Below are 26,382 nucleotides of genomic sequence, written 5' to 3' on the forward strand. Positions count from 1 at the left end.
CTTTTTTGGCTTAATTCGACAGACTCATCACCTTGTTTGTAGACCAAAATAGGCTTACCGCCATCTTGAATCGTACTTTCATCAATTACTACCTTTTGAACATTCTTTAATGAAGGCAGATCGTACATCACGTCCATGAGGGATCCCTCCAAAATAGAGCGTAGGCCACGGGCACCGGTTTTACGAGCGATCGCCTTCTTCGCTATGGCAGATAGCGCTGCTACACGAACCTCTAATTCAGAGCCTTCCATAGTAAGAAGTGCTTGATATTGCTTTACTAAGGCATTCTTAGGCTCAGTCAAAATCTGTATCAAGGCGGACTCATCTAGCTGCACCAAAGTTGCCACCACAGGCAAACGACCAATTAACTCCGGGATTAAGCCAAACTTGATTAAATCTTCTGGCTCTACCTCAAGAAGTAAATCACTCACGCCACGGTCATCTTTACCCGGTACTGTCGCATTAAATCCAATGCCAGTCTTGGCGCTGCGCTGCTGAATGACTTTCTCAAGCCCATCAAATGCGCCGCCGCAAATAAAAAGAATATTCGTAGTGTCCACTTGCAGAAAATCTTGATTTGGATGTTTGCGGCCACCTTGGGGTGGAACGGACGCCATAGTGCCTTCAACCAACTTCAATAAGGCTTGCTGTACACCCTCACCCGATACATCACGCGTAATCGAAGGGTTATCCGATTTACGGGAGATCTTATCGATCTCATCGATGTAGACAATACCGCGCTGCGCCTTTTCAACATCGTAGTCGCAAGCTTGTAATAGTTTCTGAATAATATTTTCTACGTCTTCACCAACATAACCCGCTTCAGTTAAGGTAGTAGCATCAGCCATCACAAAAGGCACATGCAACATGCGCGCCAATGTTTGTGCTAACAATGTTTTGCCTGAGCCAGTAGGCCCGATTAATAAAATATTACTCTTGGCAAGCTCAACACCATCCACCATAGCCTTGGCAGGGACTTTAGATTGCTTTTTATCAACAGCCTCAACTGGCTTGCCGTCTTTGTCTAATTTATCTTTTTTAGGCTTAGGTAAATATTGCAGACGCTTGTAGTGGTTGTATACCGCAACAGCGAGTGTTTTCTTTGCATGATCTTGACCAATCACATACTGATCTAAGTTTTCACGAATCTGGTGCGGTGTTGGCAAGGCATCATCACCCGCCTCTTTAGGAAGCTTGGCAATTTCTTCTTGAATGATGTCAGTGCACAGATCAATGCATTCGTCACAAATAAAAACCGAAGGACCGGCGATCAACTTCTTCACTTCTTTCTGATTTTTTCCACAGAAAGAGCAATGCAGAATTTTTTCAGTGCCAGTAGAAGTAGTTGTATCGCTCAAAATGATTGCCTATTTAATTGCCGAGATCGTGCTGGATGCTATTGAAATTTAAGGACGCTTATCGATTACTTTATCGATCAAGCCATATTCTTGTGCCTGTTCAGCTGACATGAAATTATCACGGTCAGTATCTTTAGCAATGGTCTCAATGGTCTGACCTGTACGGTCTGACAATATTTTATTGAGACGCTCACGCAAATACAGAATCTCACGCGCTTGAATTTCAATATCAGAAGCTTGACCGCGTGCGCCACCTAAAGGCTGATGAATCATCACACGGGAATTTGGTAAAGCATAGCGCTTCCCTTTCTCGCCGGCACACAGTAAAAAGGCACCCATACTGGCAGCCATACCCATACATAAGGTGCTGACATGGGGCTTAATGAACTGCATCGTATCAAAAATTGCTAAGCCAGCAGATACTGATCCGCCTGGAGAGTTTATGTACAAAGAAATCTCTTTATCCGGGTTCTCGCTCTCCAAAAACAGTAGCTGAGCAATCACCAAATTAGCCGTCTGATCATTGACTTCTCCAACCAAGAAGACAACGCGCTCTCTTAGTAAGCGAGAGTAAATATCGTAGGCTCTCTCACCCCGACCAGAGGTTTCAATCACCATCGGGACCAAACCTAGACCTTGAGGCACTTCGTTCTCAGATTGAAGTAAATGGTGGTTCATAGAGTGAGACCTTTATGGAATATTTATAAATCAATGATTAATTGAGCTTGCTGAGCTCTTCAAAGCTCACTGCCTTGGCTACTACTTTAGCTTGTGCTGTGAAGTACTTAATAACGTTATCTTCTAGTACTAAGTTTTCGATATCTTTCAGGCGACTTGGATTGCTATAGAACCAGCGAACCACTTCTTTTGGATCTTCGTAAGTTGCAGCCTGCTCATCAATCTCTGCTTTGATCTGATCAGCCGTGGCTGCTAGATTTTGTTGCTTGACCAATTCACTGAGAATTAAACCGAGACGAACACGTTTCAGAGCTTGCTCTGCAAACATTTCTACTGGAATAGGTGCATCTTTTGCATTCGGAATGCCACGCTGAATTAACTCTTGGCGAGCCCCTTCAACCAAACGCTCTTGCTCTTGTTTGACTAAAGATTTTGGTGCGTCGAAATCACATAGACTATTAAGTTTTTCCATCACCTCGCCTTTTAATAGGGCAGTGATGCGGCGTTTTGTCTCGCGATCTAAATTTTCTTTTACTTCTGCACGCATTTTGGTTACGCCGCCTTCGGTAACGCCCATCGATAAAGCAAAAGCATCATCGACTGCAGGAAGGTGAGCCCAGTTTACCGATTTAACCGTAACCGTGAACTCGGCTGTCTTACCAGCAACATCTTTGCCGTGATAGTCGGCTGGAAAACTTAATGGGAAAGTCTTGCTTTCCCCTGTTTTGAGACCTAATGTTGCAGCCTCAAATTCTGGGAGCATGCGACCTGCACCAAGAACGTATTCGAAGTTTTCCGCTTTGCCGCCAGCAAACTCCACGCCGTCTATCTTGCCAACAAAATCAATCACTACTTGATCGTCCGTTTGAGCAGCCGTATTCACACCGCCATCGCCATGATGACCCGCTTCACCACGGGGGTGATAGTGGACTTGCTGCTTACGCAACACATCTAAAGCACGATCAATTTCTGCATCAGAAATATCTGTAACGTATTGAGTGACCTCTGACTTTGTAAAATCACCAATCTTGACTTCTGGCAACACTTCAAAGAAAACATCAAACACAATTTTCTCTGCGTCTAACTCACTCTTAGGGTCTAGACGTGGTTGGCCAGCCAACAGAATCTTGTCCTTTTGGGCTTGTTCGAAAAACAAGTCGGAAGCTTTATCAAATTGAAGCTCGAAGTCCACTTGCATGCCATGCTGCTTTTCAACCATATTCTTTGGTACTTTGCCTGGACGGAATCCCGCCGCTTTCATGGTCTTGCCAAGTTTAGCTAAACGGGCTTCTCTTACCTTTGCCAAATCGGCACGAGCGAACTCTAAGGTCACTTTGCGGTCTAACTGACCTAAATTTTCTATCTGCACAGCCATTCTCGTCTCTTAGTTGAAAATCAGAATATATGAAGCCCAAGCCAAGTAGCAAACTTGTGGTGCGAGGAGGGGGACTCGAACCCCCACACCATTACTGGCGTCAGGACCTAAACCTGGTGCGTCTACCAATTTCGCCATCCTCGCGAATTCCGCAAACGTTACCGAGCTTTAGCTTCACTCTAAAGAGCGTAATTCTACAATGCTTAGCGGTTTTGGAGGATCTTTTAGGCTCTGTAGAGCAAAGCGACTGCATGGACTGCAATCCCCTCACCCCGACCTAGATGCCCAAGGGATTCATTTGTCTTGGCTTTCAGATTCACCTGGCCAGTGGTCACCCCTAAATCAGCGGCTATATTTCCGACCATCTCAGGTAAAAAAGTGGCTAATTTGGGCTTTTGACAAATGATGGTGGCGTCGATATTCCCCACCTGAAATCCCGCTGCTTGGACTTTGCTCAAGGCAGCGCGGAGCAAAATTCGGCTATCCAAATCCTTAAATTGAGGGTCTGTATCTGGAAACAGCTGGCCAATGTCATTTAAGCCAGCAGCGCCCAGCAGCGAATCCGTTAAAGCATGGAGCAAGGCATCAGCATCAGAGTGCCCTGATAAACCCTTATCGCTAGGGATATGGACACCACCCAAAATCAATTTTCTATCAGATACGAGGGCATGGATATCGTAGCCCTGACCGATTCTAAAAGGGGGCATTTGAGCGGCAGTGATAGTCATGAATAGAGTTTCTTTGATGGCAATGGGACTGAGAACCGCTTATCTGGCGGAGGATTCCAAGATGGTTTGCATTAAGACCCAATCTGCTGGATGGGTCACTTTAAAATTAGAAGTCATGCCTTCGATTAACAAAGGTTTAATTCCTGCCAACTCCATGGCGCTAGCCTCATCAGTGATATCCGCTTCAAGCCGAATGCCGGCCTCAATCGCATCATGCAGACTTTTTAATGGAAACATCTGGGGTGTTTGAGCCTGCCAAAGGTGCTCGCGCGAGATTGTCTTTTGTGCTCGGGCTAAGTTGCTGGCAACGGTTGCACCCATATCGGCCATTTTTAAGGTGTCAGCCACTGGCATTGCCAATAATCCACCCTCACCCGCTACCCTGACAACTGTAATGAGTTTTTGTATTAAAGCTGAAGAAATACCTGGTCTGGCAGCGTCATGGACTAGCACCCAATCATTTTCTGAAATTCCCGCTTTGAGCATCGCTGCCAGAGTATTTCTGACGGTTTCTTGTCGTGTAGGGCCGCCGCTAGGCAAAAAATGGATAGGCTTGTGGCCGCTGGGCAGCACACTAAAAATGGGGTGGTCAATGAAGCTGGGGCTGACGCCTACCCAAATAGAGGCTATCTCAGGGGTTTGAATAAAGGCATCCATCGCATAAGACAACATGGGCTTGCCCGCTAGCTGCTGAAATTGTTTAGGCAGATCTCCACCTAAGCGAGACCCCGTTCCTGCTGTAGGTAGCAGAGCATGGCATTTAAGCAAAGCTGACGGGGATTCAATTCCAGAGTGCATACCTGATTCTATAATGAGCGTAGATGTCAGATGCATTAATACGAGTACCTACTGCTTTGTCCCCCATTCCCGCTCCGCGGGCTGGGCAGCGCTTTACCTTCTCAGGGCTAGTGGGATCTGCTGATTCTGCATTAATTGCCCAATCGGCTCTTCGTTACCGTAGTGAATTTTCCGTCATGGTCATTTTTTGCGCCCAAGCCCAAGAAGCCCAACGCCTGCTAGAGGAAATACCTGCATTTGCACCGCAACTCAAGGTGCGCCTTCTTCCTGATTGGGAAATCTTGCCGTATGACCATTTTTCTCCCCACCAGGATTTGGTCTCAGAACGCTTAGCTACCCTCTATGAATTACTCAATGGCAGTTGTGACCTAGTTTTAGTGCCCGTCACCACGGCTTTACAAAAACTGGGGCCACCCAACTTCTTGTCTGGGCACACCTTCTTTTTTAGGCAAGGCGACCGTCTCAATGAAGCCGCCCTGAAGCTACAGCTCCAGCAAGCAGGCTATGACCCAGTAAGCGCAGTCATGCGTCCCGGTGAATACAGTATTCGCGGAGGGTTAATCGACCTCTTCCCGATGGGCTCTAATCTGCCGTATCGCCTCGATCTCTTTGGTGATGAAATCGAGCAAATCAGAGCGTTTGATCCCGATACCCAACGTAGCCTTTATCCGGTTAAAGAAATACGCCTGCTACCGGGTCATGAGTTTCCATTTGATGATGCTTCGCGTACCGCATTTCGTGGACGCTGGCGCGAGGTATTTGAGGGCGATCCTACGCGGTGCTCCATTTACAAAGATGCCAATCTCGGAATTCCGAGTGCGGGTATTGAATCCTACTTACCCCTCTTTTTTGAAGATTCATCGAGCGTATTTGATTATTTCCCCCGCTCTGGCGATCCCGTATGGATTGTTAGTATTGGGGATGTAGAGCAATCCATCAAAGGCTTTTGGAAAGATACACTCTCTCGTTATGAATTCCTAAAGCATGATCTCGATAGACCCATCCTTCCCCCTAGTGAGTTATTTCTGGATGTAGATCAGTTTTTCTCTGCAGCGAAACCCAATGCGCGCTTAGTACTGAATAAGGACACCCAAGAAGCGCCGCAATTTTTAGCAGTCCCTGATCTGGCTGTCCATCGTCGCGATGCCGATCCCATCAATCGATTACGCGCACTAGTCTCCCAAGAAAAAACACGCGTTCTGATTTGCAGTGATAGTGCAGGTCGTAAAGAATCTATTCGCCAATTATTTGAAGAAAGTAATGGAGTTGTAGGATCAAATGGAAAACCACTTTATCCATTAAAGCCTGAAGGGTTTGATGGTATTGCTGACTTTGTAAAGAGTGATGCCTTGTTTGGTCTTGTTACTGCCTCCTTATTTAATGGCTTTACTTGGCCCGCCGAAAATCTGATCGTATTAACTGAAGCAGAACTCTTTACTACCACTGCAAGGCAGCGACATAAAGGTAAGGGTAAAGAGAGTGAGAGTGCCGATCCTGATATGTTGTTTAAGGATCTGTCTGAACTCAATATTGGGGACCCCGTTGTTCATTCAGATCATGGAATCGGGCGCTATCAAGGCTTAGTACTATTAAATTTAGCCCCGCCCAAAGAGGCGCCCATCTTTGAAGAGTTTTTGCATTTGGTCTATGCCAAAGAAGCTACTCTGTATGTACCAGTTCAGCAATTACAAATGGTGACACGCTATGCTGGCTCTGACCCTGACTCTGCGCCATTGCATCAACTTGGTTCAGGCCAATGGGACAAAGCGAAGCGCAAGGCAGCACAACAAATTCGCGATACAGCTGCTGAACTCCTCAGCCTATACGCAGCGAGAGCCATTCGTAAAGGCCATGCTTTTGAATTTTCTGCCCATGACTATGCTGCTTTTGCCGAGAGCTTTGGTTTTGAAGAAACGCCAGACCAAGCCAATGCAATTGCCGCTGTAATTGGAGATATGACAAGCGGCACCCCAATGGATCGACTAGTGTGTGGCGATGTAGGCTTTGGTAAAACTGAAGTGGCATTACGAGCGAGCTTTGTTGCAGTCATGGGTGGCAAACAAGTTGCTATTTTGGCACCGACAACCTTGCTTGCAGAACAACACGTCTCGACTTGGAAAGATCGCTTTGCTGATTGGCCAGTGCGTATCGTTGAGCTCTCACGTTTTAGAACCACTAAAGAAATTAACGTTGCCTTAGAGGCCATCGCCAAAGGTGAGGCTGACATCATTATTGGCACCCATAAGTTGCTGTCTAAAGAAACGCAGTTTGCAAATCTCGGTTTGGTCATTGTTGATGAAGAACATCGTTTTGGGGTGCGTCAGAAAGACGCCCTCAAAGCGCTGCGTGCTGAAGTCGATATTCTGACCTTAACAGCCACTCCTATTCCTAGAACCCTAGGTATGGCGATGGAAGGTCTACGCGAGTTTTCTGTAATTGCTACAGCCCCACAAAAACGACTCGCTATTAAAACCTTTGTGCGGCGCGAAGGTGATGGCATTATTCGGGAGGCAGTGCTTCGAGAAATTAAACGTGGTGGCCAAGTCTATTTTTTACATAATGAAGTAGAAACTATTCAGAACCGTAAACACGCTTTACAAGAGTTAATTCCTGAGGCCAGTATTAGCGTTGCTCACGGACAAATGCATGAACGTGAACTGGAATCTGTCATGCGAGAATTCGTGACCCAACGAACCAATATTCTCTTATGCACCACGATTATTGAAACTGGTATTGACGTGCCTACAGCCAATACCATCATCATGCACAGAGCGGATAAGTTTGGTTTAGCCCAGCTCCATCAGTTACGCGGTCGGGTTGGTCGCTCACACCATCAAGCCTATGCTTATCTCTTGGTGCCCGACCCTGAAGCGCTAAGCAAACAAGCGCAGCTGCGTTTAAATGCAATTCAAGCAATGGAAGAGTTGGGCTCAGGCTTCTATCTAGCCATGCATGATTTAGAAATTCGAGGGGCAGGCGAGGTACTTGGCGATAAACAATCGGGTGAGATTCATGAAATTGGCTACCAGTTGTATACCGAGATGCTCAATCGTGCCGTTAAATCGTTACGTAGTGGTAAAGAGCCTGATCTGTTAGCACCATTACAGGCGACCACGGATGTCAACTTGGGTGTGCCTGCCCTGCTGCCCAGTGACTATTGCCCTGACGTACATGAGCGCCTCTCACTCTATAAACGCTTTGCGGGTACGAACGACTTCTCAGAGCTGATGGGTTTACGAGAAGAGCTGGTAGATCGGTTTGGAGATTTACCAGATCAGGCTAAATCTTTTTATGAAACCCATCGCCTACGCTTAGAAATGGCTGGCTTTGGTATTAAGAAAATTGATGCGATACCGACTTCGATCCAGATTCAATTCATCCCCAATCCACCAATTGATCCGATGAAGATTATCCAACTCATTCAGTCTTCTAAATACATACAACTAAACGGTCAGGATAAGCTAAAGGTTCTCCCTCCAAAAGAGAAGGATTTCGAGAGATTAGAGCAACGGCTTGACTACATCCGCAAGATTCTTCGTAGTCTGAATGAATCCGCTATGCTGACTACTGCACAAGTCAACTAAAGATCAGTCGCTGATGTCTAAACCCCTTACCTTAGTAGCTCTATCGAATAAGCCTATTTCCTCTGCACTAGGTGAGGCGCTGGCTCAGCATACATCCGTTTTAGGTATAAAAATCTCCCCAAGTAGTAGCGCCTCTAGGCATCCACGCTATTTCTCGAGTCGATGGACTGCTTCTGCTCTCTTGATGCCAGAAGCGCGAGTTGCGATGCGTGATATTGCCGCTAGCCATGATGTAGATCTTGCTTTTCTCTCAGCAAAGTTCAAACCCCAAGATGTCAAAGTCTTGGCGATGGATATGGACTCTACTTTAATTAATATTGAGTGTATTGATGAGATCGCAGACTTTGTTGGCAAAAAGGCAGATGTTTCTGCCATCACAGAAGCTACGATGCGCGGTGAAATAAAGGACTTTAAAGAAAGTTTGCGCAGACGGGTAGCCCTACTAGCTGGTATATCGGCCAATGTACTTGAGTCGGTATACCGTGAGCGCTTACGACCAAATCCCGGTGCTGTCGAGCTGCTAAAAAGCGCGAATCAATTAGGTCTTCACACTTTATTGGTATCTGGAGGATTTACCTTCTTCACAAACAGGCTTCAACAAGAATTAGGCTTTAAACAAACCCAAGCCAATACTTTAGAAATTCTGGATGGCAAACTCACCGGCAATATTATTGGTGAGATCGTCGATGGCGCTGCAAAAGCCACTTATTTAGATGACGCCTGCAAGTTGATGCAGTGTCAAAAAATCAACGCTATCACAATGGGCGATGGCTCTAATGATCTGCCCATGATGCAGGGCTCTGGTATCAGCATTGCCTATCGAGCCAAGCCTATCGTTAAAGAAAAAGCCGACGCGGCTTTTGACCGAGTCGGCTTGGATGCTGCTTTACTCCTGATTTCCTAGTCAAAAAATACTAGGAACCAAGCGCTTAACTAAATACTAGAGACGCTCAAAAATAGTCGCAATTCCTTGGCCACCACCAATACACATTGTGACTAAAGCATACTTACCTTGAACGCGATGCAATTCATGAATGGCTTTAGTAGCAATCGCCGCACCAGAGCAACCAATCGGATGACCTAAAGCAATAGCACCGCCATTCACGTTCGTCTTGGCAGGATCCAAACCTAAACCTTTTGTAACTGCCAAGGCTTGCGCCGCAAATGCTTCGTTAGATTCAATCACATCTATTTGGTCTAATTTCAGGCCAGCACGCTCTAATGCAATTTTGGTTGCAGGAATAGGGCCTTCACCCATGATGTGATTCGGCACACCGGCAATCGCGTAAGACACTAAACGTGCTAGCGGCTTATGGCCTGCCTTCTTGGCGGTTTCAGCATCTGCCAATACAAAGAAAGCGGCACCATCATTAATGCCGGAAGCATTACCTGCGGTCACACTACCACCCTCTTTTTTGAAGACAGCTTTCATCTTTCCCAGTGTTTCCATGGTGGTATCAGGCTTGCAATGTTCATCTGTATCAAATACAACATCACCCTTACGAGACTTAATCGTAATCGGGACAATCTGTGATTTAAAACGCCCCTCTTTAATGGCGTGCGCAGCACGACGATGCGATTCAACCGCTAAGGCGTCTTGCTCTTCGCGTGTGAAATTCCATTTCTCTACTAAGTTCTCGGCTGTGACACCCATATGACCAACACCAAAGGGGTCAGTCAAAACAGAAACCATCAAGTCAAGCATTTTGGTATCACCCATACGTGCGCCACTGCGCATTGCGGGTGAACCATACATACCGCGAGACATGACTTCAACACCTCCACCAATACCGTAGTCACAATCACCCAACATAATGGCTTGCGCAGTTGTCACAATCGCTTGTAAGCCTGAGCTGCATAAACGATTCAATCCCATCGCTACTGACTCCATTGGCAAACCTGCCTGAATCGAGGCAACGCGTGCAACATAGGCGTAACGGTTATCAGTAGGAATGGTATTCCCAACAGTCACATAATTAATCAGCGCGGCATCTACACCAGAGCGGGCAATTGCTTCTTTCATGACCATGCCGCCGAGCTCACATGGCTCAAGGCTACTCAATGAGCCACCAAAACCACCAATTGCGGAACGTACAGCACTTAATACGACAACTTCTCGACTCATATCAACTCCCTTAGCAAAGCCTGGTCGGCTTAATTAAATTACCCTAACTGCAGGTCTCAACCTCTATTTTTATTACAATAATCATGTCTCGGCTATTAGGTCATGCCCTTGTGCGCTGATAACTGTTACCTTAATCATATCCCCAACCCGAAAGCGCTTAGAAGGCTTACTTGCCGGTAAAACACGGACTAGGCCATCTATTTCAGGGGCATCACCTACGCTACGCCCAATTCCACCAGATTCATCTACTCGATCAATGAGGACGCCAATCCGTTTGCCAACCTTTTTACTGAGTCGTTTGATCGATATTTCCTCAGCCTTTGCCATAAAACGGGCTCGCCGCTCCTCACGAATCACTTCAGGTACGGGACTATCTAATAAATTCGCCGTAGCACCCGCCACAGGGGAATAGGCAAAACAGCCTGCGCGGTCAATTTGTGCCTCATCTAAAAAATCCAATAAATATTGAAACTCCGCCTCAGTCTCGCCTGGGAAGCCAGCAATAAACGTACTGCGAATTACCAAGTCAGGACAAGCAGCGCGCCAGGCCTGAATACGCTCCATATTTCTCTCACCACTTGCAGGACGCTTCATACGTTTAAGAACATCTGGATGAGCGTGCTGCAAAGGAATATCTAAATACGGCAAAACACCATAACCATGATCCGCAAACTCAGCCATCAAAGGTAAGATGTCATCGACGTGAGGATAAGGGTAAACGTAATGCAAACGAACCCAAGCTTGATGTTCTCTAGCGATCTGGTTCAGTGCATTAACTAAATCAAACATGCGAGTTTTGACGGGCTTACCATCCCAAAAACCGGTGCGGTATTGAATATCAACCCCATAGGCACTTGTATCTTGAGATACCACTAACAACTCTTTTACGCCTGATTCAAATAACTTGGTAGCCTCTAGCAACACTTCACCAATAGGTCGAGAAACTAAATCACCCCGCATGCTCGGAATGATGCAGAAGGTGCAACGGTGATTGCAACCTTCAGAGATTTTCAAATAAGCGTAGTGCCTAGGTGTGAGCTTGATACCTATGGGCGGCAATAAATCCGTAAAGGGATCATGCGGCTTAGGCAAATGGACATGAATTGCCTGCATCACTTCAGCAGTGGCGTGTGGGCCTGTAACAGCAAGGACTTTGGGGTGAATACTTTTAATCAGATCACTGCCATCTGTATTCTTACGGGCGCCTAAACAACCTGTCACGATGACTTTACCGTTTTCAGATAAAGCATCACCGATAGCAGCAAGACTTTCCTCCACGGCAGAATCAATAAAGCCGCAAGTATTCACAACCACCAGATCGGCACCTGCATAATCTTTGGAAGTCTCATAACCTTCAGCACTTAATTGCGTCAGGATGAGCTCAGAATCTACCAATGCCTTGGGGCATCCCAAGGAAACAAAACCAACTTTACCAGCCACAATTATTCTTTTTCTGTCGTATCGGGTTTAGGTTTAAAAGGAAAGCCTGTAAAAATCGTAGGTGAGTTTTGCATTTGTTCTTGCATCTTCACAAACAAATCTTTGCTTTGTTCCATATAACTACCCATGAGGCCTTGCATCATTGGATTTTGTAGGTTGAGCATTTTTGACCAAGCCTCGGGTGTACTACCTACACCCATTCCCTGTGTTTGATCGCCTAGCTTACTATGAATATCCACAAAAGATTGCATGGTCTTTTCTAAATAATTGCCCATGAGACCCTGCATCGAATTACCGTAGAAACGGATAATTTGTGAAAGCATTTGGGTTGAAAATACAGGCGCACCACCCGCTTCTTCTTCCAAAATAATTTGCAGCAAAATATTACGTGTTAAGTCTTCTTCCGTCTTGGCATCAATAACACTAAATACATCCCCAGCCATCACCAAGGTTTTAATATCGGCCAAGGTGACATAGGCGCTAGTTTGCGTGTCATATAAGCGACGATTGGGATATTTCTTAATTAAGCGGCTGTCACTGGATTTCTTTGCGCGTGTGGCCATTTGGCTTCCTAACATGTGGTATTGCAATGCAACATCGGCATAGTGTATCTCTAGTTTGACCTAAAGGTAAATATGCCGATGTTGTTGAGGCTAGAACTGCTTTCTAAATCGCTTTAGCCAGTATGTAAGCCACCATTGAGGGAAAAGTCCGCACCGGTTGCATAGCCGCCATCTTCCGAAGCAATCCAGCAGCAAATAGAGGCAATCTCTTCTGGTGTACCCAAACGCTTGACTGGTATACCGGCAACAATTTTTTCCAACACATCTTCTCGGATTGCTTTGACCATATCCGTGCCGATATAACCCGGGGAAACTGTATTGACCGTCACACCCTTTGAGGCTAGCTCTTGAGATAGAGCCATCGTAAATCCATGCAATCCAGCTTTAGCAGTGGAGTAATTGGACTGACCAAATTGACCTTTTTGACCATTGACAGAGGAAATATTAATAATGCGACCCCAGCCGTTATCCGCCATACCATCGACTACTTGCTTGGTAACATTAAACAAGGAGTTGAGGTTCGTATCAATCACTGCCTTCCAAGCATCTGGGGTCATCTTACGAAACACGCTGTCTTTTGTAATGCCGGCATTGTTGACCAAAATATCCACGCGCCCTACTTCAGCCTTTACTTTGTCGAACGCTGCAACGGTACTCTCCCAATCAGAGACATTACCTTCAGATGGTATGAAGTCATAGCCCAATACTTTTTGCTCGCCAATCCAGCGATCCTTGCGTGGAGAATTCGGGCCGCAACCAGCGATGACTTTGTAGCCATCTTTAGCAAGGCGTTGACAAATAGCGGTACCAATACCGCCCATACCACCGGTGACATATGCAATCTTTTGAGCCATGTAATTCCCCTTGTGAAAACTAAGTTAAGAAGCTGTTGTAATTTTTTCTTTTACGTACTTACCAGGTGCAGCTTCAATTTTTTTATATTTACTGTTACCAAATGTTTTACTCGCTTTAATTCTTTTACCGCCAAAATCTGCTAACCACTGAGCGTAATGAGGCCACCAACTACCTTTAATATCTTTTGCAGCAGATAGCCAATCATCCGCAGTCTTAGCTAGCTTGTTATTTTCAAAATAATGACGCTTATTTTTTGCTGGCGGATTAATGACACCAGCGATATGGCCTGACGCACCTAAGACAAAGTGATTCTTGCCTTTTAAGAGATGCGTAGATTGGTAAGCAGACTTCCAAGGCACGATGTGATCATCATGTGAGGCATAAATAAACGCAGGTACCGTAATTTTTCCAAGATCCACTTTTTGGCCACAGACGGTCAACTTGCCCGGCTGAATCAATTCATTTTGCAGATAGGTATGACGCAAGTACCAGCAATACATTGGGCCAGGAAGATTGGTAGAGTCGCCATTCCAATACAGAAGATCAAAGGGTGGTGGTGAATTTCCCTTTAAATAATTTTCAACAACATAGTTCCACACAAGATCATTGGGGCGTAAAAAAGAAAAGGTATTACCCAGATCTAAGCCAGACATCATGCCGAACTTACCCGCTTCACCGCCAATGGTACTCTCGCGCAATTTGATCATGCTCTCGTCAATGAAGACATCCAAAATCCCACTGTCACTAAAATCCAAAAGGGTTGTGAATAAGGTCAAGCTTTCAACATGGTCTTGTTTACGGGCAGCAAGCACTGCTAAGGCGGTGGACACTAAGGTACCGCCAACACAAAAACCTAAGATATTGATTTTGTCTACGCCGCCAATATCTTTCGCCACTTCAATGGCTTTAATAACACCCTCACCCACATAGTCGTCCCAAGTGATGTGTGACATCGCATTATCTGGATTTTTCCACGACACCAAGAAAACAGTGTGCCCTTGCTCTACCATGTACCGCACTACAGAATTGTCTGGCTGTAAATCTAAGATGTAATATTTATTAATGCATGGTGGCACCATAAGATACGGTCGCTCAAATACCGTCTCTGTTAAAGGCTTGTATTGAATCAGCTCAAACAGTGCATTGCGAAAAATAATTTGGCCTTCTGTAGTGGCAATATTTTTACCCAGCTCAAAAGCGCTCTCATCAGTTTGAGAGACTTTGCCTTTTTTTAAATCCCCCAGTAAATTTGCAATACCATTTTGAATAGACTGGCCTTGCGAACTAATAATGTTTTCCAATACTTCAGGGTTGGTAGCAATAAAATTAGAAGGGGATAAAGCATCGATCATTTGTTCTGTTGTGAACAAAATTTTGACTTTTGTTTTTTCATCTGCATCCACTGCTTTTGCAAGAGCTAGCAAATGTTTGGAGTTCAACAAATAACTTGCTGCAATCATCTTGCTCCAAGAGGAATGCCATGCTTTTCCAGAAAAACGGCGATCTTCTAATTCAATAGACTCTGGATTAGTAGCAAGATGAGAAAGTTCCTCAAAATAGGCTTTTTGTATTTCCGTTAAACGCTCTGGTGGAATCAGAGCCATGTGCTGTGGAGCCAATGAAGGAGCGGCGCCAGAATTGATACCTGAAAACATAATCATCTCTTAATTAAAGTAAGACTATTCTGCCTCTATAAGCCCATTAGGGTTATACGCACTAACCCTAGCCCTATGGCTAAGCCAGGAATTTTCTAAGAGCCTAGAATCACTTTTTCAGGGGAATCCAAATCAGGGAAGCAAAACGTCCCGTGATGCCATCCCGCCTATAGGAAAAAAAGCGGGCTGAATCATGAAAGGTGCAAAATCCACCCCCTGATATATGCTCCACACCCACGGAGCGCAAACGATCCTGAGCCAATAGATAGAGGTTGGCAAGGTACTTTCCAGAGCGTCCTTTAATTGGCATGAATGCCTTGCTCAGGATCGGCTGGGGCGACATACTGAATGCCTCAAGTACATCTTCTCCCACCTCAAAGGCGTCTTGACTGATCGCTGGACCCATCCAAGCCAGGATGTCTCGGGATTGCAAAGCGGGTTGTAGTGAGCGCATTGCACCAACTGTTTGCTCTAACACCCCAGAACTTAAGCCCCTCCAACCCGCATGAGCTGCGCCCACAATGTCGCCATGAATGCTAGTAAATAAAACTGGCATGCAATCTGCTGCCAAAATTGCCAAAACTTCACCTGGCGTCTGGGTTACCGATGCATCCGCCTCAAACGGGCCATTGAGGGCGGATTCTCGGGAAGGGAAGGCATGCTGACCAGCCTGCCATGTACTTGCTTTAACCAGAGGGGCTCACTTGGTAGACACTCGCTTAGGATAGCTCTATTTTTGAGGACATCAGCAGGCTCATCACCTGCATTTACACCAAGATTCAATTGATTAAATGGAGGCTTGCTCACCCCGCCAAGCCGTGTTGTGCAAAAAGCTTGGGTAGGTGAAGGGATAGCCCACTCAGGCCGAATATATTGGCTAGTTTCGGAATTAATGCTGATCATTTTTAATAGATGCTAATAAAGCAGCTTCTTTAGGAAGATCATCTTCACTCATTCCAACCTGGGGAAGCAGTAGCTTAAGGTCGTCAGGTGGAAGACAGAACCAAGTCATGATTTCTTGGGTTGCGGGGTGCTGAAGGCTCAGCGCATACGCATGTAAAGCCTGGCGTTCAAAAGGGAGAGATTTAGCAACGCCGGGAGTTTTTTTGCGATAGACCGGGTCGCCCAGCAAAGGAAAGCCCAAGGACTCCAAGTGCACTCGAATTTGATGTGTACGCCCCGTCTCTAATCTGCACTCCAATAAAGCTACTGGGCTTGCAGAAAACATGCCCTTTGCTAGCCTACGAAATAAGGTTGCGGCGGGCTTACCTTGGGCTGATCCCGCAGCCATTTTTAATCGATCTCGCTGATCACGACCCACTGAAGCCAATACTTTACCTTGGGAAGGTGCATCACCCCACACCCAGGCTAGGTAGCGACGACCCACCGTACGCTCCTGTAACTGCCTTACTAAGGATGTCTGCGCAATATCTGTGCGGGCCACCACCATCAGCCCTGAAGTGTCTTTATCTAAACGGTGAACGATGCCTGCTCTAGGGAGCTGCTTAAGCTCTGGATAACGAAATAACAGGCCATTGAGTAAGGTGCCCGTCCAATTACCAGCAGCCGGATGAACCACTAAGCCAGCAGGCTTATTAATCACCATGATGGTGTCATCCTCATAGACCACATCTAAGGCAATATTTTCTGGAGCAAAGTCAAATTGCTCAGGCATTTCTTGGGGAAATACCTTAATGCTCTCTCCGCCACGCAATAGATGCCTTGCTTTGGTCACTTTTCCGTCAACAGTGACAGCACCAGCCTCAACCCATGACTTGAGGCGATTTCGAGAGTAATCAGGTAAAGCGGAAGCCAAAACCTTGTCCAAACGCTCCCCATCAACCTCATGGGGAATTTCTAGGGCAATAAAGTCCTCTTCATCGATATAATCAATAGGATTCGAATCAGGAGTATGCGGCAATGCCACGCTTAAAGAGCCTTTTAGTTATGTCAGAAGTAATTACAGCTGCCAGTTTACGACTTGCTGCTATTGCTGGCTATTCCGCAAAAACAAGCAATGCCCCAAAAAGTATTCCAGTACTTACATTTTATCTAGTCATCAGCGCTGCCTTTCTCTTATTGACGGGTTGCGCTGGTAGCGATGGTCAAAAGGATGACACCGATATTTGGTCTGAGACCAAACTGTATTCTGAAGCGAACGAAAAGATGAATGATGCCGACTTTGCAAAGTGCGGCAAATATTTTGAAAAGTTAGAAGCGCGCTTTCCTTTTGGGCCTTATTCACAGCAAGCCCAAATTAATGCTGCTTACTGTTATTGGAAGGCTCAGGAAGTTCCTCAAGCCCAAGTAGCTATTGATCGATTTATTAAATTACACCAAGGTAGTCCCAATCTAGATTACGCCTACTACCTCAAAGGCCTGATTAGCTTTAATGATGACTTGGGTTGGTTAGGAAAATTTACCGGGCAAGATCTAAGTGAACGAGATCCTAAGGCAGCGAAAGAAGCTTTTGAATCATTCAAAGTTGTCGTCGAACGTTTTCCCGATAGTAAATATGCGCCGGATTCTTTAGATCGCATGCGCTATATCGTTAACTCATTAGCTGAAGCCGATGTGATTGTGGCCCGCTTTTATTATCAACGCGGTGCATACCTAGCATCCGCAAATCGAGCACAACTAGTTATTCGTGACTATGATCGTGCCCCTGCTGTGGAAGAGGCGCTCTATTTACTAACAAAGTCTTATGAAAAACTAGGCATGGCTGATCTGAGTAATGATGCAGCCCGCGTATTTAAACTGAATTTCCCTGATAGTCAGATGTTGGCAACCGGTCAACGCGTCAAAAAAGAACGTCAATGGTGGCAGATCTGGAATCGATAAATTAAGGCTTTCCTCAAGTAACCATAGCGCTACTTGATGGTCACTGGTACTCTCGGTGCTAGAGCGCATATGAGCTCATAGCCGATCGTTCCACTCATTTGCGCTACATCATCCACCGGCACTTCCTTGCCCCATAGCTCCACAACCGTGCCCACTTTTGCACTGGGCGCTCCTCGAAGATCAATCGTGAGCATGTCCATAGAAACTTGTCCGGCTATGGGACAAATGACCGCCGTACCATCTGCACCAGCGGCATCTACCCACACTGGCGTCCCATCAGCAGCTTGGCGTGGATAACCATCTGCATAACCGCAAGCCACAATGCCAACTCGCATATCTTCAGGGGCTTCAAAGCGGCCTCCATAACCCACATGCTCACCCTTTTTCAGCTCTTGAATATCAATCACCTCGCTACGTAAAGTCATCACTGCTTGCAAATCTGATCTCACAATATCTGCATAGGCCCCAGTTGGCGAAACGCCGTAGAGCATGATGCCGGGCCTCACCCAATCACCTAAGGTTTGCCGATGCCAAAGAATCGCTGCCGAATTAGCCAAGGAAATAGGCGCCGATAAACCTGCAATCGCCCGATCAAAACAATCCATTTGCTCACCAACGGAAGGTGAGCGCTCTACTTGATCCGCATTAGCAAAATGGGTCATATGGTGCATGTGATAGCCGGCAGCATGTAAGCGATGGAAGGCTAAACGATAGGGTTCTGACCTAAAGCCTAAGCGGTTCATACCGGAATTGAGTTTAAGAAAAATATTGATCTCATGACCAGAGCGATTTTGATATGCCTCCAACCACTCCAATTGCTTCTCGTTATGAATCACCAAATCACAGCGCAACTTCACCGCAAGATCCACCTCATTTTGATGAAAGAGTCCCTCGAGAAGCAGAATACGCCCACCCCAGGCATGGTCTCTTAACCACTGAGCATCAGTGATATCCAAAATAGCAAAACCATCAGTAGATTCAAGGCCTTGCAGCACAGCATCCAGGGTGTGTCCATAGCCCTTCGCCTTGATCACAGACCAGATTTTAGACTCGGGGGCCAAGTCCCGGACTCGGCTTAAATTATGGCTAAAGGCATTGACATCAATAGATGCCAAAATAGGTCTGTTAATGAAGCGATTGATGAATGAACTCATATTCACCCCACCTTTCATGTTTTAATTAGATTCATGCATAGATTGTACGAATGAACCGAAGTTTTTACACCATTATGGCGGCGCAATTTTTTTCGTCGCTTGCTGACAATGCGCTATTGATAGCAGCCATTGCCCTCCTGCTCCAGCTTGATGCTCCAGCTTGGATGACCCCTTTACTTAAATTGTTCTTTGTTCTCTCTTATGTGCTGCTGGCCGCTTTTGTGGGGGCCTTTGCTGACTCAAGGCCCAAGGGTAATGTGATGTTCATTACCAATACCATCAAATTTGTGGGTTGTGCGGTCATGCTATTTGGCAGTCATCCCTTGCTGGCTTATGCGATTGTGGGCCTTGGTGCAGCGGCATACTCACCCGCCAAATACGGCATCCTCACGGAACTACTTCCCCCTGAAAAACTGGTAGCAGCCAATGGCTGGATCGAGGGTCTGACAGTTGGATCTATTATTTTGGGCACTGTTTTAGGTGGCGTATTGATCAGCAAGTCGGTCTCTCACAGCCTTCTGAGCTGGGACTTGCCCATTTTGGAGACAGGTATTGATACTGCCGCAGAATCGGCCATCATGGTGATTATGTTTATCTATGTCATCGCGGCACTGATTAATCTTCGTATTCCAGACACTGGCGCCCGATATGAGGCTCAAACAAGAAATCCTATTGGCTTAATTGTTGATTTTTCGCATTGCTTCAAAACTCTGTGGAATGACCGTCTTGGTCAAATTTCCTTGGCGGTTACAACACTATTTTGGGGGGCGGGTGCCACCCTACAATTCATCGTGATTAAGTGGGCTCAAGTTGCTTTGCATCTGAGTTTGTCCCAAGGCGCCATTCTTCAAGCAGTTTCTGCTTTTGGTGTTGCTGGCGGTGCAGTATGGGCCGCATCGCGAATACCGTTACGCAACTCACTTAATGTTCTGCCCTATGGTGTTGCTATGGGCGCCTTAGTCTGTGTGATGGCTATTTATAACTCAGACATGCTACCGAACATAACCTTGCTTTCGTTCGGCCAATTTGATATCTCACTCAACATGATGCCTGCCTACATTCTCCTAATTTTAGTGGGTTGGTTAGCTGGTTATTTTGTTGTGCCTATGAATGCCCTACTTCAACACCGAGGGCATGTCCTGATGTCAGCAGGCCACTCCATTGCTGTACAAAATTTCAATGAAAATATCTCGGTATTGATGATGTTACTCATTTACTCTGGATTAATCTGGCTTGATGTCCCGATTCAGTATGTCATTGTTGGCTTTGGCTTAACCGTGAGTATTGTGATGTGGATGATTATCAAACGCCATGCTAAGAATCAAGCGGAATATGACTCCATGCATCTTATTGGTGAGCACAAACACTAAGCGCGTTGCAACACAACTACTAGGTATTTTGTAGTACGGACTTAGCCAATAATAAGTCTTGCCAAAATAAAGCTTTGTCTTTGGGTCTTGCTACAAGTTGACTCAATTCAAAGGTGGCAATGAGCGGTAAGTCTTCAGCTCCCTCAGTATTAAAAGCTAGCACAGTCTCCCGTAGTTGCGGCAACGCATCTCGCTCGCCTGATAATTTTTGGGCAACCACACCCCCGAATGCCACTGCCACTATCGGTATACCATCTTGAGGTAGTAGCTCAGGATCTATTTTTTCTGCTGGATTTTTCCAGGACCACTCCTGTGGTGATAACCCCAATACACGAATCACATTCTGAAAAAGAACTTCAGTATCCCCTTGTGGCTTATTGCCAAAGAACCACCATAAGCTCTTAGGAGGCTGAGTTGGCTGCGGTAGTTGCGTTGGCGCGTCTGCTGGAGTGGCCGCATGATGTGGCTCTTCAGGTAACGAAGCAACAGGAGCATCACGCGAAGTCCATTCGGTAATACCCATTTCTTTTAAAAAGGATGTATTTGTATTCATATTCAAGCATCTAGCTTAATGGATTTCGCCAGAACTAAAGCATCCTCACGCAACTGACTTCCCGTCTCAGCCGGATAGTAGCTCTTCCTAAGACCGATTTGCTCATATCCAAGGTACTCATACAGCGCTAAAGCACTCCTATTACTCGGCCTCACTTCCAAAATAATTCTCGGCATGTTCTGCTGTGCTGCTACTCCTTCAATGGCATGCATCATCTTGATGCCAATACCCAGCCTGCGTAATTTAGGAGAGACGGTAATATTTAAAAGGTGTAACTCATCTACAGCGGGGAAAAGTACGCAATAAGCCCACAAAATCTGAGGGTCTAGATAGCTTCCTTCTATTGCGGCCTCTCCCTGCGGACGAACGCAATAGGCCCAATGACCTGCCGTCAGTGAATCTGAAAAATTACCGTGAGTCCATGGGTGGTGATGCGATACCGATTCAATTGCCAAGACCGCATCAAGGTCTGTCAATGCCATCGGTGAAAAACATAACTCAGCCATGTTGCTGTCTACGCTCAGCAGCGGTGTATGCCACCTTATTACGAATATAGAGGGGTTCAAGTAAATGCACATCTTGCGCTAAACCTTGGTCCCACATTGACTGAGCGCAGGCAAGCACACCCAAAGCCTCAATACCAATGTCAGCATCCCTATGGGAGCTAGTAAATGGACTCTCGATAGAGGTAAATAGTCGATCTTCGTATTCTATAAGAGCGCTGCCGGCGATAAATTGCACCCCACTTAAATCAAGTAATTCTGGTGCAGTCAATTGAATATCACCGACACGCTTTGGTAAAGAATGGGGTGTAACGCAATATTTGGCCCAATATACTTCACCCATTCTGGCATCTACAGCAATAACAAAGGAGCTTGCTTGGGCATCAATAAAGCCAGACTTTTTCACCAGCTGAGCTGCAATCGCATCTAAGCTAGCTACAGGCAATACAGGCAGCCTACTGGCTGTTGCTAAACCTTGTGCTACAGCAACGCCAAGACGTACACCCGTAAAGGCACCAGGACCAACACCAATCGCAATCGCGTCTAAAGAACTGAGAGTGCTTGCACTATTAGCGAGGAGCTCATCTATCCAAGGCAGTAAAAGTTGGCTAGCGCCAGCCGCTACCTTTTGGTGACGGATAAGAGGCGCAGCATCAGCTAGTGATAGAGCAACTGAACACCATGCTGAGGAAGTATCGATGGCTAAGATACGGGTCAATGGGAACTCTTTTGAACTTTTTAATAACTTATGAACTCAGACCTACAATAATATCGGGTGGCGCCTGTACTAATTCAATTAGTACGCCCTCTCCACACAATGGAAATTCTGCATTACCTTTAGGATGTACGAAGGTAATGTCATAACCGGCTGCCCCTTTACGAATACCACCAGGTGCAAACCGAAGGCCCTGAGCGGATAGCCACTCGACCGCCTTAGGCAAATCATCTACCCATAAACCAATATGATTTAAGGGGGTTTGATGTACCGCTGGTTTTTTATCTACATCCAATGGCTGCATCAAATCTACTTCGATCTCGTTAAGGCCCTGGCCAATAGCACAAATATCCTCGTCCACGTTCTCACGCTCAGAGACAAAGGTACTCTTATAGTCAAACCCCAATAAGTCTACCCAAAGCGTACGTAGCTTTTTTTTATCTTCCCCACCGATAGCAATTTGCTGAATGCCTAATATTTTGAATGGTTTAGTCATGGTCGGCATCACTCAAAACGAATAATAAGTTGATCCACTGCCAAACTCTCACCGACATTCGCACAAATCTCCGCTATCACACCATCTTGTGCCGCAACTAAGGTGTTCTCCATTTTCATCGCTTCAATTGCCGCCAATTTCTGTCCAGCGGTAACGCTCTCGCCAACTTTGACGGATACATTACTCAGTAAGCCTGGCATCGGTGACATAACGAGCTTAGAAGTATCGGGTGGAAGCTTCACTGGCATCAATCGCTGTAGCTCAGCACCTAAACGACTTAAAACCATACATTCAAAATGAGCACCATCTAAGACCAGTGCATATTTGACGCCACGGCGGACAACTTGAGCGGTAATTTTTTTACTACCATTGATAGTAGCGCGCAAACAAATTTGTCCTGGACGCCAATCACTCACGATGTCATAGCGACTAATGTCATTCTGCTCTTCAATATATACAGAATAGGTAGCGTCTTTAAACTCAACACGGATAGGCACTTCTTGAATAGTTTCGTTAGAGCCTACGCGAGCACCAGTAACAACTACAAACTGTTTTGCAATAGTCATTTCATGGCCAGCCAATTGACCATCGATCATTTGAATATGCTCTAGATACCGATAGCGCATGAATGCTGCTAGCGCAGCAAGTCGCTTAGGATCCGCGGGTTGAACAGAGTCTTTCTTAAAGCCATCTGGATATTCTTCGGCAATAAATCCCGTAGTGAAATCACCCGAAATAAAGCGTGGATGCTGTAACAAAGCAGCTTGAAAAGGAATATTTGAATGAATGCCACGAATCACAAAATCATTTAATGCAGCGCGCATATTGTCGATCGCTTCTGAACGGTCTTTGCCATGAACAATTAATTTCGCAATCATCGAGTCGTAATACATCGGAATCTCGCCACCCTCATAGACTCCTGTATCAACCCTGACTCCATTAATTGCCTCAGGCGGACGATATTTAACTAAGCGACCCGTAGAGGGCAAGAAGTTACGAAATGGATCATCTGCATTAATACGGCACTCCATAGACCAACCGCTTAACTGGATATCTTCTTGTTTAAATGCCAGTTTTTCACCGGCAGCCACCCGAATCATTTGTTCTACTAAGTCAAGACCAGTGATACCTTCTGTGACAGGGTGCTCTACCTGTAAACGGGTATTCATCTCTAAAAAGTAAAAGGACTTATCTTTACCAACAACAAATTCCACAGTACCTGCAGATTGATAGTTGACAGCCTTCGCTAAAGCTACGGCCTGTTCACCCATAGCCTTGCGAGTAACTGGGTCCATAAAGGGGGATGGAGCCTCTTCGATGACTTTTTGGTGACGACGCTGTATCGAGCAATCTCGTTCACCGAGATAAACGATATTTCCATGCGCATCACCCAATACCTGAATTTCTATATGGCGCGGGCCTTCAACAAACTTCTCAATGAAGACACGATCATCACCAAAGCTATTTAGCGCCTCAGTACGACAGGCTGAAAATCCTTCAAAGGCTTCTTTGTCATTAAACGCTACTCGCAAGCCTTTACCACCACCGCCTGCAGAAGCTTTGATCATCACGGGATAACCAATACTCTGTGCAATCTTGACCGCTTCTTCTGGCTTATCAATCGCTTCATTAAAGCCAGGAATCGTATTTACCTTAGCTGCTAGGGCTAATTTTTTAGAGGCAATCTTGTCACCCATGGCTGCAATCGATTGATATTTAGGGCCAATAAATACAATACCCTCCTCTTCGCAGCGCCGAGCAAATTGCTCATTCTCAGATAAGAAGCCATAGCCAGGATGGACTGCTTGCGCACCAGTATCTTTGCAAGCTTGAATAATGCGATCCATCACTAGATAGGATTCACGTGATGGCGCAGGGCCAATGCACACAGCTTCATCTGCCATTTGAACATGGCGTGCTTCTCTATCAGCCTCGGAGTAGACAGCTACCGTCTTGATACCCATTTTTTTAGCGGTGCTGATCACTCGGCAAGCAATCTCACCACGATTAGCAATCAGAATTTTCTTAAACATAGTTGTAGTCATGATGTATCCAGCCTTAAAGAGGAATATTGCCGTGTTTACGGACTGGATTAGTTAGCACTTTATCTTTGAGCATGGCTAAAGAGCGGGAAATACGTTTGCGTGTTTCATGAGGCAAGATCACATCATCAATATAGCCACGACGCCCAGCAACAAATGGATTGGCAAACTTCGCTTTGTACTCCGCTTCCCGTGCAGTAATCTTCGCAGGATCCGATTTTTCTTCACGGAAAATAATTTCTACTGCACCTTTAGGACCCATCACAGCAATTTCAGCAGAAGGCCAAGCAAAATTCACATCACCCCGTAGATGCTTTGAGGCCATGACATCATAAGCACCGCCATAGGCTTTACGCGTAATGAGGGTAACTTTTGGGACAGTGCAATCTGCATAGGCATACAGTAACTTTGCGCCATGCTTAATGATGCCGCCATACTCTTGTGCAGTTCCTGGCATAAAACCAGGCACATCCACTAAAGTCACTACAGGAATATTAAAGGCATCGCAAAAACGCACGAAACGGGCAGCCTTGATGGAGGCTTTGATATCTAAACAACCAGCCAATACCAAGGGTTGATTGGCTACAATGCCAATCGTACGGCCTTCCATTCTGGCAAAACCAATCAGAATATTTTTAGCGTAATCAGGCTGTAGCTCAAAGAACTCACCGTCATCGACCACCTTACTGATGAGCTCTTTCATATCATATGGTTGATTAGGATTACTCGGAACTAAAGTATCTAGAGAAAAATCTGGCTCTTCAGTGCGCATCGCACCATGTATAGTGGGTGGGCCTTCACGATTTGATAAGGGCAAATAATTAAAGAAGCGGCGCAACATCATGATGGCATCTACGTCATTATCAAATGCCAGATCGCATACGCCTGAAACTGTTGAGTGCGTGATGGCACCCCCCAACTCCTCCGCTGTCACATCTTCATGGGTTACGGTCTTTACGACTTCTGGGCCAGTAACAAACATATACGAACTGTCTTTTACCATGAAGATGAAGTCCGTTAATGCGGGTGAATACACCGCGCCACCTGCACAGGGGCCCATGATTAATGAAATCTGAGGAATCACACCAGAAGCAGTAACATTGCGTTGGAAAATTTCTGCATAGCCACCTAAAGAAGCAACTCCTTCTTGAATTCGCGCACCACCGGAATCATTGAGTCCAATTACTGGGGCGCCAACCTTTAAGGCCTGATCCATGATTTTGCAAATCTTTTCAGCATGAGCCTCTGAAAGTGAGCCACCCAATACTGTGAAGTCTTGTGAAAAAACAAACACGAGACGGCCATTAATCATGCCGTAGCCTGTGACCACACCATCACCGGGAACCGTTTGCTCATCCATACCAAAATCATGACAACGATGCTCAACGAACATATCCCACTCTTCGAAGCTGCCAGCATCTAATAGCAACTCAATGCGCTCTCGAGCTGTTAACTTACCTTTGGAGTGCTGAGCCTGAATGCGTTTTTGCCCGCCGCCCATTCGGGCAAGTTCGCGCTTGGCTTCAAGCTGTTGAATGATTTCCTTCAT

Annotated in this window: 23 protein-coding genes, 1 tRNA gene and 1 pseudogene; 4 read left to right on the plus strand and 21 right to left on the minus strand. The window is 45.9% G+C overall.

The annotated features are described in order from the left end of the window. Positions 1-32: 32 nt before the first annotated feature. The 6 genes and pseudogenes from clpX to ispD form a co-directional block, all read right to left on the minus strand. A pseudogene (gene clpX / locus DCO16_RS05680) lies at positions 33-1,358 on the minus strand (ATP-dependent Clp protease ATP-binding subunit ClpX); the annotation flags it as partial. A gap of 48 nt (positions 1,359-1,406) precedes the next feature. Next, positions 1,407-2,036, minus strand: a complete 630-nt coding sequence (gene clpP / locus DCO16_RS05685) for an ATP-dependent Clp endopeptidase proteolytic subunit ClpP (protein WP_173942759.1) — start codon at positions 2,034-2,036, stop codon at positions 1,407-1,409. A gap of 37 nt (positions 2,037-2,073) precedes the next feature. Next, positions 2,074-3,411, minus strand: a complete 1,338-nt coding sequence (tig, locus tag DCO16_RS05690) for a trigger factor (protein ID WP_173942760.1) — start codon at positions 3,409-3,411, stop codon at positions 2,074-2,076. Between the two features lie 57 nt (positions 3,412-3,468). After that, a tRNA-Leu gene (locus DCO16_RS05695) sits at positions 3,469-3,555 on the minus strand. 80 nt (positions 3,556-3,635) lie between these two features. Next, positions 3,636-4,139: a 2-C-methyl-D-erythritol 2,4-cyclodiphosphate synthase gene (gene ispF, locus DCO16_RS05700; protein WP_173942761.1), complete on the minus strand. Its 504-nt coding sequence runs from the start codon at positions 4,137-4,139 to the stop codon at positions 3,636-3,638. A 39-nt stretch (positions 4,140-4,178) separates the two neighbouring features. Continuing rightward, positions 4,179-4,937 carry a 2-C-methyl-D-erythritol 4-phosphate cytidylyltransferase gene (gene ispD, locus DCO16_RS05705; protein ID WP_173942762.1) on the minus strand — a complete coding sequence of 253 codons (759 nt, stop codon included), beginning with the start codon at positions 4,935-4,937 and terminating at the stop codon, positions 4,179-4,181. Between the two features lie 23 nt (positions 4,938-4,960). Between ispD and mfd the strand changes: the two genes are divergently transcribed. Both mfd and serB read left to right on the plus strand, forming a co-directional pair. Next, the gene (gene mfd / locus DCO16_RS05710) at positions 4,961-8,521 is read left to right on the plus strand and encodes a transcription-repair coupling factor (RefSeq protein WP_173942763.1); all 3,561 of its coding nucleotides are present in this window, start codon (positions 4,961-4,963) and stop codon (positions 8,519-8,521) included. Between the two features lie 13 nt (positions 8,522-8,534). Then, on the plus strand, positions 8,535-9,425 hold the full coding sequence (gene serB, locus DCO16_RS05715) for a phosphoserine phosphatase SerB (protein WP_173942764.1): 891 nt from the start codon (positions 8,535-8,537) through the stop codon (positions 9,423-9,425). A gap of 36 nt (positions 9,426-9,461) precedes the next feature. Here the strand turns inward: serB and DCO16_RS05720 are convergent, their stop codons facing one another. The 8 genes from DCO16_RS05720 to DCO16_RS05750 form a co-directional block, all read right to left on the minus strand. Beyond that, positions 9,462-10,646 (minus strand): acetyl-CoA C-acyltransferase family protein, encoded by a 1,185-nt coding sequence (locus DCO16_RS05720; RefSeq protein ID WP_173942765.1) that lies wholly within the window; start codon positions 10,644-10,646, stop codon positions 9,462-9,464. Between the two features lie 81 nt (positions 10,647-10,727). Continuing rightward, positions 10,728-12,086, minus strand: a complete 1,359-nt coding sequence (rimO, locus tag DCO16_RS05725; RefSeq protein WP_173942766.1) for a 30S ribosomal protein S12 methylthiotransferase RimO — start codon at positions 12,084-12,086, stop codon at positions 10,728-10,730. Between the two features lie 2 nt (positions 12,087-12,088). Then, positions 12,089-12,649 carry a polyhydroxyalkanoate synthesis repressor PhaR gene (phaR, locus tag DCO16_RS05730; RefSeq protein ID WP_173942767.1) on the minus strand — a complete coding sequence of 187 codons (561 nt, stop codon included), beginning with the start codon at positions 12,647-12,649 and terminating at the stop codon, positions 12,089-12,091. A 113-nt stretch (positions 12,650-12,762) separates the two neighbouring features. Beyond that, positions 12,763-13,503 carry a 3-ketoacyl-ACP reductase gene (locus DCO16_RS05735; RefSeq protein WP_173942768.1) on the minus strand — a complete coding sequence of 247 codons (741 nt, stop codon included), beginning with the start codon at positions 13,501-13,503 and terminating at the stop codon, positions 12,763-12,765. Between the two features lie 24 nt (positions 13,504-13,527). After that, positions 13,528-15,159 carry a class I poly(R)-hydroxyalkanoic acid synthase gene (gene phaC, locus DCO16_RS05740; protein WP_173942769.1) on the minus strand — a complete coding sequence of 544 codons (1,632 nt, stop codon included), beginning with the start codon at positions 15,157-15,159 and terminating at the stop codon, positions 13,528-13,530. 109 nt (positions 15,160-15,268) lie between these two features. After that, the gene (locus DCO16_RS11275; protein ID WP_254597991.1) at positions 15,269-15,739 is read right to left on the minus strand and encodes a purine nucleoside phosphorylase YfiH/LACC1 family protein; all 471 of its coding nucleotides are present in this window, start codon (positions 15,737-15,739) and stop codon (positions 15,269-15,271) included. A gap of 20 nt (positions 15,740-15,759) precedes the next feature. Then, positions 15,760-16,062 (minus strand): laccase domain-containing protein, encoded by a 303-nt coding sequence (locus tag DCO16_RS11280; RefSeq protein WP_254597992.1) that lies wholly within the window; start codon positions 16,060-16,062, stop codon positions 15,760-15,762. Then, positions 16,049-17,086, minus strand: coding sequence for an RluA family pseudouridine synthase (locus tag DCO16_RS05750; protein WP_173942770.1), 1,038 nt, complete (start codon positions 17,084-17,086; stop codon positions 16,049-16,051). Before DCO16_RS05750 ends, DCO16_RS11280 begins: the two co-directional genes overlap by 14 nt. Before the next feature lie 20 nt (positions 17,087-17,106). Here DCO16_RS05750 and DCO16_RS05755 point away from each other — a divergent pair, with 20 nt between their 5' ends. After that, on the plus strand, positions 17,107-18,000 hold the full coding sequence (locus DCO16_RS05755) for an outer membrane protein assembly factor BamD (RefSeq protein ID WP_173942771.1): 894 nt from the start codon (positions 17,107-17,109) through the stop codon (positions 17,998-18,000). A gap of 29 nt (positions 18,001-18,029) precedes the next feature. Here DCO16_RS05755 and alr read toward each other — a convergent pair whose 3' ends face one another. After that, complete coding sequence (gene alr, locus DCO16_RS05760) at positions 18,030-19,130, minus strand: alanine racemase (protein ID WP_173943784.1); 1,101 nt, start codon at positions 19,128-19,130, stop codon at positions 18,030-18,032. A 74-nt stretch (positions 19,131-19,204) separates the two neighbouring features. On the opposite strand from alr, the gene lplT reads away from it, so the two are divergent. Next, positions 19,205-20,524, plus strand: coding sequence for a lysophospholipid transporter LplT (gene lplT / locus DCO16_RS05765; protein ID WP_173942772.1), 1,320 nt, complete (start codon positions 19,205-19,207; stop codon positions 20,522-20,524). 19 nt (positions 20,525-20,543) lie between these two features. On the opposite strand, the gene DCO16_RS05770 is transcribed toward lplT, so the two are convergent. Genes DCO16_RS05770 through DCO16_RS05795 form a run of 6 tightly spaced genes read right to left on the minus strand, consistent with a single transcriptional unit; the run spans position 20,544 to position 26,382 of the window. Next, entirely contained in the window at positions 20,544-21,077 is a 534-nt protein-coding gene (locus DCO16_RS05770; RefSeq protein ID WP_173942773.1) for a hypothetical protein, read from the minus strand. A 2-nt stretch (positions 21,078-21,079) separates the two neighbouring features. Next, positions 21,080-21,583 (minus strand): ribosomal protein S18-alanine N-acetyltransferase, encoded by a 504-nt coding sequence (gene rimI / locus DCO16_RS05775; RefSeq protein WP_173942774.1) that lies wholly within the window; start codon positions 21,581-21,583, stop codon positions 21,080-21,082. Beyond that, on the minus strand, positions 21,576-22,298 hold the full coding sequence (tsaB, locus tag DCO16_RS05780) for a tRNA (adenosine(37)-N6)-threonylcarbamoyltransferase complex dimerization subunit type 1 TsaB (protein ID WP_173942775.1): 723 nt from the start codon (positions 22,296-22,298) through the stop codon (positions 21,576-21,578). The genes rimI and tsaB overlap by 8 nt, the downstream gene beginning before the upstream one ends. Positions 22,299-22,326: 28 nt before the next feature. Next, positions 22,327-22,791, minus strand: coding sequence for a VOC family protein (locus DCO16_RS05785; RefSeq protein ID WP_173942776.1), 465 nt, complete (start codon positions 22,789-22,791; stop codon positions 22,327-22,329). A gap of 8 nt (positions 22,792-22,799) precedes the next feature. Beyond that, entirely contained in the window at positions 22,800-24,824 is a 2,025-nt protein-coding gene (accC, locus tag DCO16_RS05790; protein ID WP_173943785.1) for an acetyl-CoA carboxylase biotin carboxylase subunit, read from the minus strand. A 25-nt stretch (positions 24,825-24,849) separates the two neighbouring features. Further along, a complete protein-coding gene (locus DCO16_RS05795; RefSeq protein WP_173942777.1) occupies positions 24,850-26,382 on the minus strand; it encodes an acyl-CoA carboxylase subunit beta in 1,533 nt (510 codons plus the stop codon).

Origin of the sequence: Polynucleobacter antarcticus (genome assembly GCF_013307245.1) — a bacterium.
In the GTDB taxonomy this organism is placed as follows: domain Bacteria; phylum Pseudomonadota; class Gammaproteobacteria; order Burkholderiales; family Burkholderiaceae; genus Polynucleobacter; species Polynucleobacter antarcticus.